This is a genomic window from Bacillus sp. 5mfcol3.1, assembly GCF_900114335.1.
Lineage (GTDB): Bacteria > Bacillota > Bacilli > Bacillales > Bacillaceae_G > Bacillus_A > Bacillus_A thuringiensis_S.
On the sequence record NZ_FOST01000001.1, the window covers coordinates 857,666 to 870,376 of the forward strand.

Genomic DNA, 12,711 nt, shown 5'->3' on the forward strand with positions numbered 1-12,711 from the left:
TATATGATTTTGTACTTTCAAAACTGTTATATAATAGATTGATTTTTAAATATAAAATTACTAGTCAATAATTCAATATTTAATTCTTTTTTCTCTAAAACATGAAGGAATAAAGCATTTAAGTGATTTATTGTATTTTGCTGAATCTCCATATGATGTAATGAATATTTATTTTGATTAAGAAAAGACAATATTGAATTCTTGCATTTCATAATATCCTTCCAACCATATTTTTTTGCAAGTGTATCTATTATTTCCCATATCATTTCTGATACTTTTAGGAGTGGAATCTTATCACATTCTATTATGTAGTATCGATTACTTTTTCCGCGACCTGGGACCTCTTTTTTTATAAATCCTTTTTCAACTAATTCATTAATATAACGAATAATTGTATTTATTGAGCAGGAACAAGATATAGATAATCTATAAATACTTGGGAATGCAAATTCTCCTTTTTTATAAATGTAATTCAAAATGTTAGAATACACCAATTTTGCGTGAGTACTTAGGCCAATACAGTGAGCTACCATGCTAGGAGTGCTTATATGCCCTTTGTTGTATGAGCTATTGTATATAAATTCTCTTTCTTTTGAATTTGGCATCGTTTTATACAATTAAAACACCTCTTTCTATTATAAGTATCGTTTTATATGCTGAAAAAGTTGAGGGGGAATTTTAAGGAAATAAAAAATAATTCTACATTCAGATAAAAAATAATCCAATTTACCTATAATACTATTAAATAAAATCCAATAAACACGTAGTTTTTTAATAATGGAAAGCTTTAATTGTTTATATTCTTGCGTAGTTTGGGTTTGATTATAAAGAGCGATTATAAAGCGGGTATTACAACTTGAATAGTTTAGAGGTGATGATATGAAGAGTAATTGGAAATCTCATCCGATTTGTGAATTAGGAGATCAAATTGGAAAAGCTATTATGCTTACATGTAAAGAAAATGCATATATTGGTGGTTTAAAAGACATCACTGAAAAATCCATTATGATTGAAGTTGGTGAGGGGATGGTTATTGCTGTGGACCGTACTGTATTAAATGATGAATCAATAGAACTACATGTTGTGGGAGGATAAAAGATTGTCTGATTTTGTTATAAGTGAAAATACGCGTAATAGTATTAGTACTATTAATGCTCCTAGACCAAAATTAGATCCCCGAGATCCTAATATTGGGAAAATAGCATTGGTTAAAGAAGGGGCATATAAGGGTCTAAAAGGTATAATATATCCACCTACTAAGGAATTGAAATATGATGGAGAGTTTGTAAAAGGATTTACAGGGCATTATGAAGTAGAAAAACTCTATCATGTAATGTTCTTTTTTGAAGATGGTGCATTTTTTTGTGCAATGGAGACAGATTTAATGGATTTAGAGGTAGAAGGGGGTATATTCATTATTGATGACGGAGATGGAACTGTTGCAAAACCCTATGGATGTGGTGAAAGATTATATACGTCGGTTCCAGAAATTTATCATGAATTACCTTTAAATAAATCAGGTTATATCATTATCAATACCTACCAAAGCAGGCGGGTAGATTCTGTATTTAAAGTGTTTTGGATTAACGATCTTACTACACCAATAGGACAAACTCATACACGCGTGCATGGAGTAGTTTTTAATAGTCCACATGATATAATATTTTATTATGATCCCAGGTATAACCCAAATAAAATAGTCATTAAGAATGATTATATAGGAAATTGGTATCATAAAGTCAATTGTCTTACAGAACTTGATGGCTCAATATTTAAGCCGTATACCTGTGGGACTAATATTGTTCTTAATAGTCCCATAGATATGAAAAAGTGTTTTTTTCAACTAATTGAACGTACAGGGGAAGTTGAAGTTGTATATAAATACTTGGGAGATCCTAAAAGTGAGGCTTCATTAGAAGTGTTTTGGCAGAATGAAGTCATAGGGAAAGTAAACACTAAGGAAAAAAATTTTGAGGAGAAAAGCATTATCTTTAGTGTAGATGAAATCAAAATGTTTAATCCTCAGGTGAGAGTTACAGTACATGGACACTGGGAAGTGAAAGTAAAATGTCCGGTAAATAAGGGGATATCAAAGTTAAGAGAAAAGAATTTTTGAGTACTAGTGGTATGGGTTCGTTAAAAGTTGAACTGACCCCAGAAAGTTTGACAAGTCGTTTCATTAGGCAGCTTTTAGGGCATGAGTTCGATATTGTACCGGGCTCATGCCTTTTAATTTTGCCTTAATTCGTTTGTGATTATAATAATCGATATATTTTTCAAATTCTTATTTAAAATGTTCTATGCTTTCAAAATCTTTTAGATAAAGAAATTCAGATTTCATAATACCAAAGAAACTTTCAATAATCGCATTATCGTAACATCTTTGATACAAGTGAATAGGTTGGTCTTGAATCAATTGTATAAGCGATTATCTCTCAATTAAATAGATCTAGCATCGGTGATAAGTAGAGCTTCTCGCCGCATAATTTAAATTCTGTTATGTCTGTAACTCATTTTTCGTTTGGCTTTTTAGCCTTAAAGTTACGTTCTAAAATATTTGGCGTAATCTTACCTACTTTCCCTTTATAAGAGCGATATTTTTTCATACGAACTAGGCTCTTTAAACCTAACTTTTTCACAATTCGTTGAACTTTTTTAAATAAGCATTCTCCATACGCAAACGCTCCAATTCAGCTTGTAATGCTTCTACTGACTCTTCTGTTTGTGTTTGTTTCTTTCTTAATTGATTTTTGATTGTCCTTAGTCATAGACTGACGCCCCTTTTTCTTAGATTTAAGGGCGTCTACTCCTTTTTGACGTAGCTGAATACGCCATTTTCTAATAAGTCCAGATGAAGAAATATTAAAAATAACTGCCGTTTCGTTTGGAGACGTCCCATTTTCGAACATATAATTTGGTAAGCCTAGTTTATACTGTACAAAATACGTTGTATAGCCTTTTTCAAATGCTCGGATTCCATGATATTCAAATTGTTTTATACATATTCGAACCACGTCGTGATTCGCTCTCAATGATTTCGCAATATCTTTTATACTCTCACTTCCATCTTGATAATGTATTGCTGCATTCATTTTGTTTTCTGAAGTAAATTTAGTTATAAAAAAACTACACCTCCAATTGTTAGACTGTGTCTAACAATTGGAGGTGTAGTTCATAAGAAGTAACCTGTTTTTATTTATACATTAAAAAATCGGCGGAGTAACAGAAAATAAGACTATCGCATTTTTCTCAAAATGATTCACCCATTTATGTTTCAAATAAGCAGGTATCTTTACACTGTCGCCAGTTTCTAATACGTATTCTTCCTCGTTTAAATATAATGTGATTTTCCCATCTAAGACAAATGCTAATTCTTCTCCTTTATGTTCTAGCACATTTTCTGATGAAGCTGTATTAGGCGGGACGGTCATAATTGCTGTTGCTAAATTTCCAGTGAAATCAGGTGAAAGCATTTCATATGATAAATTATCGATAATCATTTTCTTTCGTTTATGGGAACGTACAATTAAATCGTCTGTATTTGTATCTTCAAGTAAAAAGCTAAATGTTGGCACATCAAGAGCTTTAGCAAGCACTTTTAATGTTTGAATAGAAGGGTTAGCGGACCCACGCTCAATTTGACTTAACATAGATGGTGTAATATCGGCCATCTTTGCTAGTTCTTTACTAGTTAAACCTTTTTCTTTTCTTTGTTTTTCAATTTTTTTACCAATATCTATATTTTCCATAATGAAAATCTCCTTAATGGTTATTAAATTATATTTAAATAAATTAAATTAAAATTAACTAAAGTTAACGATTTGTGTTAAACTATATTAAAATTAATTTAATTATAATTTATTATATGGTGAGCTACAAGGATATAAGGAGGAAACAAAATGAAAGAAATAGGGGCATTACAAGCAGAATACCCATTAGTGAATAAACTTATTGCAACAGAAGAAGTATTTTGGATAAATCCAAACATAGAAAAGTATGCAACAGCAATAAAAGATACACCATTGAATGAAGAGAATGTAAAAGATGCGGAAGAGAGATTAAAGCGTTTTGCACCATATATTGCGAAAGTTTTTCCTGAAACGAAAGGGACGAACGGCATAATCGAATCATCTTTAGTGAAAATACCTTCTATGAAAGAAGCTTTAGAGACAAATTACAAGCAACCTATTTTAGGAGAATTATTATTAAAATGTGATAGTCATCTTCCGATATCAGGATCAATTAAAGCTAGGGGCGGCATTTATGAAGTGTTGAAACATGCTGAACAACTAGCATTGCAGCATGGTATGTTAACAGAAGAAGATGATTATTCCATTTTAGATAGTGATACATGTAGAGAGTTTTTTGCCAAATATTCAATTGCGGTCGGTTCAACAGGAAATTTAGGGCTAAGCATTGGGATTATGAGTGCGAAACTAGGTTTTAACGTAACGGTTCATATGTCAGCAGATGCGAAACAATGGAAAAAAGATTTATTAAGAAGTAAAGGTGTAAACGTTATTGAGTATGAAGCTGATTATAGTAAAGCAGTAGAAGAGGGGCGTCAGCAAGCAGATGCCGATCCTAGCTGTTATTTTGTAGATGATGAAAATTCCCATGATTTATTTTTAGGATACGCAGTAGCAGCATCGCGATTACAAAAGCAATTAGAAGAGTTAGAGATTGTAGTAAATGAAGAGCATCCTTTATTCGTTTACCTTCCGTGCGGAGTAGGAGGCGGACCTGGCGGCGTCGCATTTGGTTTAAAGTTATTGTATAAAGACAACGTGCACTGCTTCTTTGCGGAGCCTACGCACTCTCCATGCATGTTACTCGGTTTAATTACAGGACTTCATGATAAAATTGCTGTTCAAGATATCGGGATTGATAATGTAACAGACGCGGACGGACTAGCGGTAGGAAGACCGTCTGGATTTGTCGGTAAAACGATGGAACCATTTTTGAGTGGGAATTACACAGTAAGCGATGAAGAGTTATATAGATTGTTAAAAGAACTAGCTGACACGGAGAATATTTATTTAGAGCCTTCTGCACTAGCAGGTATGATTGGGCCAGTGAAAGTATGTAAAGAAGATGAGTATTTACAAAAGCAACAGTTAACAGAGAAGTTGAAAAAAGGTACTCATATTGTGTGGGGAACGGGTGGAAGTATGGTTCCTAAAGATGTAATGAATGAATACTATAGGAAAGGTTTGGAATTAACGATATAAGAAAAATGAGGCTAGTTGTAGCCTCATTTTTTCATGTACATAAAAATCTTTGTTATTTTCACAATAGTTCTTTATAGTATATATAAAGGATAACTAATATTGAATAAATACAACAAAAAAGCTTTATTTTACATAATAAGAGGATGTGTATACGATGTCATTACAGACTAAATATATAGCGGGTATTTCGCTTGGGGTTATGGGTGTCGGCTTTGCGGCTTCTATCCCTTTTCAAGGAACGGTAGCAGGAGAGATTATACAAGGGGGATTTGAAGCTGGATTGGTTGGCGGGCTTGCAGATTGGTTCGCGGTTACTGCTTTATTCCGTCATCCGATGGGAATACCAATTCCGCATACAGCTTTGTTACCTAAAAACCGTAAACGGGTAACGAAAGGGCTCATCAATACGTTAGAAAATGAATGGCTGACGAAAGAAAGTATTACGAATAAAGTAAAAGAGATGCAGTTAGCACAAATGGTACTGCAAATTGCTGAGAGAGAAATGCAGTCTGATGCTGTGAAAAAAGGCATTGTAACGATTGCTGAGAAAGCGATTGTTTCAATCGATACGGAAAAATTAGCGGTTATTATTGAAAAAGAATTAAAGACGTATTTACATACAATTAATACAAGTAACATTTTACAAGTGCTTGTTGATCAATTAGTAGTGCAAGAATATGATGAAAAGACACTTGATTACATACTAGTAAAAGTGAAAGAATGGACAGCGCAAGATGAAGCTCGATACCAGCTCGGAAGCTTAGGTATGAAGGCGATGGAAAATATAAAAGTAGATGGATTTTTACAGTTTACATTGAAATCGTTTATGAATATTGTAGATGAAGATAAAATTGGCGGCATTTTGCAGAAATTTATTATTAGCAATATTAACAGCTTACAAGATGCAGATAATAGTACGAGACAACTTATTTTATCGAAAATTCGTCAAGAAATTATAAATGTAAAAGAAAATGAAGCGTTACTACAAGAATTAGAAAATTGGAAAGAAAAATGGATTGCCAATTGGGATGCTACTGACAAAATAAAAGAGATGCTGGAGCAAGTACAACAAAGAGCAGTTGCTTTTGTAAATAATGAAGAATTTGCTGATAAATATGTTATTCCATTTTTACAAAAACAAATGAATAAAATAAAAGAAGATGAACAGACAGTTCAAAAAATAGAAGATTGGTTACAAAAACAAGTTGTAAGTCTTGTTGAGAAGAACCATTCGAAAATTGGTAAGCTTGTACAAGAAAACCTTGATAAGTTAGATGATAAGACGTTAATCGAAATGATTGAAAATAACGTCGGTAAAGATTTACAGTGGATCCGAGTGAACGGGGCGGTTTGCGGATTTATGATTGGATTAGTGTTAGAAGGAATTAAAGCGATTATATGAGAAAAACCTTCCGCAATTGCGGAAGGTTTTTTATTTTTCGAGAACACTCATATTCAAATTATAAGCTTTCTCAATATTTAACTTGTACGTCCCATTTCCAGTTTTAATCGAATTTTTATACCAATGTTCTTGGTTGTTTAATTCTGGATGTTCTTCTGAAGAAGTATTTTCGTTTTTCGTTAAATCTTCTACTTGTTCCCAAGGTGTACTTCCATGGGTTTCTTTTTGATTCGTTACTGCTGTTAAAGATACATCACTTTCTTTTGCAAGATGGACAGACACTCTTGAGCTTTCCTGTACAAACCAATTATTTTGTAATTGACCTGGATAAAGAGATAGTTCGTTATTTGAAGCACGGATTTCCACATTTTTATTTTGCGGAAGAACAAGCGTTGGTTTCACCTGTGGTGCTGAATTAAATAATGTATGCTGAACAGGTAAAGATTTTAAAGTGATATACATCGTTTCTCCAGCCGTTTGAACTGAAAGGAAATCATCTCGTTTTAAATTGAGTTTTTCATTTGCTTTCGTTGTCATTTCATAAGTTCCCAAAAGATGAATTTGATTTGTATTATTTCCCTCTATCGTTAGAGGCTGATGTCCTGCATCTACTACGATTTTTTTGATAGATTCAGGTATATCAAATTGTCCGTCTGGAATATTACTCGTTTGCCTCGTTGTGTTAATAGAGTGACGAACTTCTTCTAGTAATCCAGTTGATAATAAACAGTAAAAAGCAATTCCGACGCTTCCTAAAACACCGATAAAGAAAATACTAAAAATATCATATTTAATAAATGATTGTTCCTTCTTAGAAAATAGAAGGTATAGTAAAACTTCAGCTCCAAGTATGATAAGTAAAACTGGCCACCATGCAGTTAGTGTATCTAATACTTGAATTCCTTTTATGACTGAAAATAGTAAAAAGCATCCTAACGATATAATAGAAAGCCCCATTGAGAATGTTCCAACACGCCAAGTCCTCATTCGCTTGTCCCACCTTTGTTTTCTTTATTTCCAAGTAACAATTTAAAGCCGCCACCAATTAAAAGGAGCGCAACGATAGATGTTTGGAAATAGCGATAATATAGTTCACTAAGATGAATATTAAATATAGTTACAAAATAATCATTCAAAATAGGAAGGACTGTTTGATTTAATAAATAATAACCACCGAGTGTAATTAATCCGATACCGATCCATCTTTGATGATTTATAAAATAATCGATAATGGGTTCGTCTTGTACTCGTTCTTTTCCGTATTTTGCTGTTTGCTGTAACGCATCAAAAAAGCTATAGAACCAAATGATTGGTACTAAAAATAAAAACGCAGAAAGTCTTAATAAGTCGAGTAAATAAATAGATAGTAAAAAGGCTGCCATAAGCTGAAGACCACGGCGTTGTAAACCTAAATACATATGACCTGCTCCAGGGAACATCGCTAAAATAGAAGCAAATGTTTTACTTTTCTTTCCTTGCTCTCGATGTTCTTCAAACTCTTCGAAAATAGTACGATCATCTAGTTGCTCGCCACGTTCTTTTTTCTGGAGTTGCTGAACAACATCGAAGAAATTGTAAATCCATAAAACAGGTAATGTAATAAGGAAGATAAGAAAACTTTCTTGCGATGTTAAAAGTGCAACGAAAATAATCATACTTCCGATTCCTGTGCAAGCTACTAAAAACGTAAGACCACGTTGCATAAGTCCTAATTGGAAATGGCCAAGTCCAGGGATGATAGATAGGAGAATGATATAAAATCGTTCGCTCTCTTTAGAGGAATTTATCAATTCTCCAGCTTCTTGTTTTTTCGTTTGTTTTATAATGGTGATAACTAAATCTAGTAAGTTAATTACCCATAGAACAGCTAGTAAAAATAGAGAAAGAAAAGCAATATCACGTTCTCTTACTACTATGGTACAGAATACTGCAAAGGAGAATAGAAATAAAGATCCTCCGCTATATAAAATAAACCGTCCTAGCTTTTTTAAGTATAAATGTCCAAGCCCAGGAATTAGCCCTAATACAAGTGCTAAAAAGGGGTTTTTATTCATGCTTTAAACCTCCGTCCTTTTTTGATGTATCTACCGATTTGTTTACAATTTGTTGTGAGATAGAAGACTCGTTATGTTTTGAAGATTTCTCGAAATTTGATGTCGCTGTAAAAATATATTGGAATAAACCACTTACCATAAAAATAATTGTAGCCGCAGTCGCAATTATGTAGTGAATAATTGTGCGTTTTAGTGAGTTTGTTTTTATATTTTCATTAGGTTGTAGCGTTTCAAAATTAATTTGCGTCATAACTTCGTTCGTAAATGAATCATCATTTATCATTGGAAGGTTTTCATGTTGTTCATCAATACTTTCCATATAAAGTGTTAAACAATGATCACATTCGTAAAGATGTTCTTCCATAGATTCACGTTCATTGCTTTCTATAAAATCTAATGTATAATTGCGCCAATCTTCTTTTGAATAATGCATCATAGAAACTCTTCCTCCTTCCAATGTTTTTTAATCCATTTTCGTGCCCGATACAGTTTCATTTCAACTGTTTTCACTTCGATGTTTTCCTGTAAAGCAATTTCTTGATAGCTTTTTTCTTCTAAGTAATGTGCGAGAACGACGTCACGGTAATTTTCCGGAAGTTCTCTCAGTTTTTGAGCGATGAGTAATTTTTGCTCTTTCGTCAATAATAAATCCTCAATATTATGAGAGGATTTTATATTTCCCTCAGTTTCTTTACATAAGGAGAGTTCTTCGTTTTCTCTAGCTTTCTTCCTCTTATAATCAATAGCGTGATTGGTGGCAATACGCGCCATCCACGTTTTTAATCCGCGAAATTGATAATTAGGGAGAGAGGCGTGAATTTTTACGAATACTTCTTGTGTAACATCTTTCGCATCTTCTTCATGTCTTAAAATAGAAAAGATAACTTGGAAAATATAATGACGATATGTTTGCACAAGGATACGAAAAGCATGTTCGCTTCCTTGTTGTGCTTTTTCAATTAATTGTTTTTCCTCAATGGGTCTCTCCCTCCTTTTTGACGCATTCTATTATATAGACGTAAAGAATGATAAGTCACCCTACACATTTTATAAAAAAAGAATAATATATTTTTTGTAGGAGAGCTAGATGAAAAAAGGTGTGAAAAAATGGTAAAGAGAAGTATATAATGAGCAAGTGGGAAATGTTACACGTAGAAAGGATGTGAATGTTAGTAGGAGGAAGGTCCATACTAACAAACATGAAAATTACAATATTGATAGCAGATGATAACTCTTTTATTAGAGAGGGCATGAAAATTATTTTAAATACATACGAAGAGTTTGAAGTAGTAGATACAGTAAATGATGGGAAGGAAGCAGTGGAGTATTGCAAAAAGAACGACGTTGATATCGCTCTATTAGATGTTCGCATGCCAAATATGAACGGGGTAGAGGCGACGAAATTCATTTGTGAAGAGACGAAAACAAAACCGCTTATTTTAACGACGTTTGATGATGATGAATATATTTTGGATGCAGTAAAAAACGGAGCTAAAGGTTATTTATTAAAAAATAACGATCCGGAGCGGATTCGTGATGCGATAAAAGGAGTATATAACGGTCAAACTGTTATGCAAGATGTTGTCCTCGATAAAATTAAGTCTAATTTAATGGAAAGTAAAGAGGAAGAATGTAAAATTGATAAGAGTCTTTTCACAGAAAGGGAGCTTAGTATTATCGCATTAATTGCAAAAGGTTTCTCAAATAAAGAAATTTCGAAACAGCTTTTTATATCTGAGGGAACAATTGCAAATTATATTACGTCAGTTTTAGGGAAAACTGGACTTGAACATCGCACACAAATTGCGATTTATTACTTAACAGGGAAAGTAGATTAATGATATGGAATTTTGGTTAACTGTAAGTAAATTAATTGTCTTTTTATATATTGTGTTTAGTTATATTTACGCAAATGTAGCAAATTTACCGTGGGTTATATTTACTTTACTTATTTACCTCTCTGTAAACGTAATGATTTCTATATTTAAAAAAGATACGTATAAAAAAATATTAATCTGTATGTCCATTGGCGTAGTTATGTTATTTACATGGAGGGTTCATCCATTTTTTATTTTGTTTTTACCTTTGAATTTATACGAAATTACATTCTATTACATAGAAAAGAATTGGCCACGCTTTGTCATTATGATGCTCCCAATTACAATTGCAGATGAAAGTATTCGAATGACTTATGGATTAATTGTCGCATTTTCTTTTCTCGTTTTAACTATTGCAGATCGATATATATCGCGTGTAGTAAAGCTTGAATCGCAAAATGATAAGATGCGAAAAGATATGCAACGACTTACGAAAAGCTTACATGAAAATAAAGAGTACATAAGACAATCAGAATACACGTTTAAGTTAGAAGAAAGAAATCGGTTATCACAAGAAATTCATGATAAAATTGGCCACTCGATGACGGGTGCATTAATTCAAATGGAAGCAGCAAAGAGATTAATGGGGATAGATAAAGAAAAATCTGCGGAGTTATTACAAAATGCAATTCACATTTCAAAAGATGGAATTGAAAGTATTCGCATTACATTAAAAAATATGAAGCCACCAACTGAGCAAATTGGCATTCATCGTATGAAATTATTCATAGAGGAATTTGCCGGTAAGAATGATGTGAATATTCCTTTTGTATACAAAGGGAACTTAGATATGATTTCTCCCATTCAGTGGAAAATTATCGGTGAGAATGTTACAGAAGCACTAACAAATGCAATGAAATATGCTGATGCGACAGTCATTTCTATAGATATTCATGTGCTTAACAAGATGGTTAAGGTGCAAGTGAAGGATAACGGAAAAGGGGTAGCTCTTGTTAAAAAAGGTCTCGGTATTATGGGGATGGAGGAGCGAACGGCGTCTGTAAACGGAAAAATTATTGTAGATGGGACAAGTGGTTTTTCAGTAACGATGTTGTTGCCAATATAAAGAGAATGGTACGAGGATGAATCATCTCATATGAAAAAAGTGAATATTCTCATGTGAAAAGAATGAACTTCTGCACTGAGCAGGTTTATTCTTTTTGTTTATACTAAAAGCAGAGAAACCGAAATAGGGGTGAAAATGATGAATACATTAGAAATTAAAAATTTAACGAAAAAATTTGGTGATTTCATCGCAGTTGATAATATGTCTTTATCTATTAAAGAAGGAGAAATATTTGGCTTTTTAGGATCAAATGGTGCTGGTAAGAGTACAACGATAAATATGATTGCTGGTTTGTTAAGAAGTAATGAAGGTGAAATTAGCATACTAGGAAAAAATATAAAGAAACATAATCGATTTGCAAAGATGAATATCGGTATTGTTCCACAAGATATTGCGATTTATGAAGAGTTAACTGCCTATGAAAATGTGAAATTCTTTGCTGGATTGTACGGATTACGAGGAGCTGAATTAAAAGCTAGGGTAGAGGAAGCTCTTCAATTTGTAGGACTTAGTGATAAACAGAAAAGCTATCCGAAGAACTTTTCTGGTGGGATGAAAAGAAGATTAAATATTGCTTGTGCAATTGCACATAGACCGAAGTTAATTATTATGGATGAACCGACAGTTGGAATTGATCCGCAGTCAAGGAACTATATTCTTCAGTCTGTCCGGAAGTTAAATGAAATGGGAAGCACTATTATTTACACGAGCCACTACATGGAAGAAGTAGAAGAGATTTGTACGAAAATCGCAATTGTCGACCACGGTAAAGTGATTGCAGAAGGTACGAAGGAACAGTTAAAAGCGATTATTACAGATACGAAAGATATTTGGATTGAAGTGAAGTCAGTAGAAAATTTAGATGTAGAAAAGTTAAAAGAGATAAACGGTGTGAAAGCTGTTCAGATTGAAGAGAACGTAATCAAGGTAAACTCGGATGCAGGATTAAATAATTTAAATCAAATTATTCAGCATTTCATTAATCATGACATTGAAATTCGTTCGTTAGAGGAGCAGGCTCCAAACTTAGAAACAGTATTTCTTACGTTAACCGGAAGAAACTTACGAGATAAATAAAAGG

At 33.0% G+C, this 12,711-nt stretch carries 13 protein-coding genes and 1 pseudogene; 7 read left to right on the forward strand and 7 right to left on the reverse strand.

The annotated features are described in order from the left end of the window. Nucleotides 1-26: 26 nt before the first annotated feature. Nucleotides 27-617 carry a helix-turn-helix domain-containing protein gene (locus BM089_RS04525; RefSeq protein ID WP_046945432.1) on the reverse strand — a complete coding sequence of 197 codons (591 nt, stop codon included), beginning with the start codon at nucleotides 615-617 and terminating at the stop codon, nucleotides 27-29. A gap of 262 nt (nucleotides 618-879) precedes the next feature. Here BM089_RS04525 and BM089_RS04530 point away from each other — a divergent pair, with 262 nt between their 5' ends. Together BM089_RS04530 and BM089_RS04535 are read left to right on the forward strand one after the other, a co-directional pair. After that, nucleotides 880-1,095 carry a hypothetical protein gene (locus tag BM089_RS04530; protein ID WP_046945431.1) on the forward strand — a complete coding sequence of 72 codons (216 nt, stop codon included), beginning with the start codon at nucleotides 880-882 and terminating at the stop codon, nucleotides 1,093-1,095. A gap of 4 nt (nucleotides 1,096-1,099) precedes the next feature. Beyond that, complete coding sequence (locus BM089_RS04535) at nucleotides 1,100-2,116, forward strand: hypothetical protein (RefSeq protein WP_090976112.1); 1,017 nt, start codon at nucleotides 1,100-1,102, stop codon at nucleotides 2,114-2,116. Nucleotides 2,117-2,179: 63 nt separating this feature from the next. Here the strand turns inward: BM089_RS04535 and BM089_RS04540 are convergent. Further along, nucleotides 2,180-3,119 (reverse strand): annotated as a pseudogene (locus BM089_RS04540) (IS3 family transposase). An 84-nt stretch (nucleotides 3,120-3,203) separates the two neighbouring features. Continuing rightward, nucleotides 3,204-3,749 (reverse strand): helix-turn-helix domain-containing protein, encoded by a 546-nt coding sequence (locus BM089_RS04545; protein WP_000427637.1) that lies wholly within the window; start codon nucleotides 3,747-3,749, stop codon nucleotides 3,204-3,206. A 150-nt stretch (nucleotides 3,750-3,899) separates the two neighbouring features. On the opposite strand from BM089_RS04545, the gene BM089_RS04550 reads away from it, so the two are divergent. Then, nucleotides 3,900-5,231, forward strand: a complete 1,332-nt coding sequence (locus tag BM089_RS04550) for a D-serine ammonia-lyase (RefSeq protein ID WP_090976114.1) — start codon at nucleotides 3,900-3,902, stop codon at nucleotides 5,229-5,231. A 154-nt stretch (nucleotides 5,232-5,385) separates the two neighbouring features. Then, a complete protein-coding gene (locus BM089_RS04555) occupies nucleotides 5,386-6,633 on the forward strand; it encodes a DUF445 domain-containing protein (RefSeq protein WP_016109732.1) in 1,248 nt (415 codons plus the stop codon). A gap of 30 nt (nucleotides 6,634-6,663) precedes the next feature. On the opposite strand, the gene exsE is transcribed toward BM089_RS04555, so the two are convergent. Genes exsE through BM089_RS04575 form a run of 4 tightly spaced genes read right to left on the reverse strand, consistent with a single transcriptional unit; the run spans nucleotide 6,664 to nucleotide 9,602 of the window. Continuing rightward, nucleotides 6,664-7,620 (reverse strand): exosporium protein ExsE, encoded by a 957-nt coding sequence (gene exsE, locus BM089_RS04560; protein ID WP_090976116.1) that lies wholly within the window; start codon nucleotides 7,618-7,620, stop codon nucleotides 6,664-6,666. Further along, nucleotides 7,617-8,687 carry a hypothetical protein gene (locus BM089_RS04565; protein ID WP_001039116.1) on the reverse strand — a complete coding sequence of 357 codons (1,071 nt, stop codon included), beginning with the start codon at nucleotides 8,685-8,687 and terminating at the stop codon, nucleotides 7,617-7,619. The genes exsE and BM089_RS04565 overlap by 4 nt, the downstream gene beginning before the upstream one ends. Continuing rightward, entirely contained in the window at nucleotides 8,680-9,123 is a 444-nt protein-coding gene (locus BM089_RS04570; RefSeq protein ID WP_065228606.1) for a hypothetical protein, read from the reverse strand. Before BM089_RS04570 ends, BM089_RS04565 begins: the two co-directional genes overlap by 8 nt. Next, nucleotides 9,120-9,602 carry an RNA polymerase sigma factor gene (locus tag BM089_RS04575; RefSeq protein WP_232339738.1) on the reverse strand — a complete coding sequence of 161 codons (483 nt, stop codon included), beginning with the start codon at nucleotides 9,600-9,602 and terminating at the stop codon, nucleotides 9,120-9,122. Before BM089_RS04575 ends, BM089_RS04570 begins: the two co-directional genes overlap by 4 nt. 284 nt (nucleotides 9,603-9,886) lie before the next feature. Between BM089_RS04575 and BM089_RS04585 the strand changes: the two genes are divergently transcribed. The 3 genes from BM089_RS04585 to BM089_RS04595 all read left to right on the forward strand — a co-directional run bounded on the left by BM089_RS04585 (nucleotide 9,887) and on the right by BM089_RS04595 (nucleotide 12,707). Continuing rightward, nucleotides 9,887-10,525 carry a response regulator transcription factor gene (locus BM089_RS04585; RefSeq protein ID WP_000704780.1) on the forward strand — a complete coding sequence of 213 codons (639 nt, stop codon included), beginning with the start codon at nucleotides 9,887-9,889 and terminating at the stop codon, nucleotides 10,523-10,525. A 4-nt stretch (nucleotides 10,526-10,529) separates the two neighbouring features. Then, nucleotides 10,530-11,630 carry a sensor histidine kinase gene (locus tag BM089_RS04590; protein WP_090976118.1) on the forward strand — a complete coding sequence of 367 codons (1,101 nt, stop codon included), beginning with the start codon at nucleotides 10,530-10,532 and terminating at the stop codon, nucleotides 11,628-11,630. Between the two features lie 138 nt (nucleotides 11,631-11,768). Further along, nucleotides 11,769-12,707 carry an ABC transporter ATP-binding protein gene (locus BM089_RS04595; RefSeq protein WP_001093820.1) on the forward strand — a complete coding sequence of 313 codons (939 nt, stop codon included), beginning with the start codon at nucleotides 11,769-11,771 and terminating at the stop codon, nucleotides 12,705-12,707. Nucleotides 12,708-12,711: the final 4 nt, after the last annotated feature.

What these genes read in the sequence shown, in the direction of transcription:
- BM089_RS04530 (WP_046945431.1), top strand. Translation starts at nt 880, where the DNA reads ATGAAGAGTAATTGGAAATCTCATCCGATTTGTGAATTAGGAGATCAA.
- BM089_RS04545 (WP_000427637.1), bottom strand. Translation starts at nt 3,749, where the DNA reads ATGGAAAATATAGATATTGGTAAAAAAATTGAAAAACAAAGAAAAGAA.
- BM089_RS04550 (WP_090976114.1), top strand. Translation starts at nt 3,900, where the DNA reads ATGAAAGAAATAGGGGCATTACAAGCAGAATACCCATTAGTGAATAAA.
- BM089_RS04555 (WP_016109732.1), top strand. Translation starts at nt 5,386, where the DNA reads ATGTCATTACAGACTAAATATATAGCGGGTATTTCGCTTGGGGTTATG.
- exsE (WP_090976116.1), bottom strand. Translation starts at nt 7,620, where the DNA reads ATGAGGACTTGGCGTGTTGGAACATTCTCAATGGGGCTTTCTATTATA.
- BM089_RS04565 (WP_001039116.1), bottom strand. Translation starts at nt 8,687, where the DNA reads ATGAATAAAAACCCCTTTTTAGCACTTGTATTAGGGCTAATTCCTGGG.
- BM089_RS04570 (WP_065228606.1), bottom strand. Translation starts at nt 9,123, where the DNA reads ATGATGCATTATTCAAAAGAAGATTGGCGCAATTATACATTAGATTTT.
- BM089_RS04585 (WP_000704780.1), top strand. Translation starts at nt 9,887, where the DNA reads ATGAAAATTACAATATTGATAGCAGATGATAACTCTTTTATTAGAGAG.
- BM089_RS04590 (WP_090976118.1), top strand. Translation starts at nt 10,530, where the DNA reads ATGGAATTTTGGTTAACTGTAAGTAAATTAATTGTCTTTTTATATATT.
- BM089_RS04595 (WP_001093820.1), top strand. Translation starts at nt 11,769, where the DNA reads ATGAATACATTAGAAATTAAAAATTTAACGAAAAAATTTGGTGATTTC.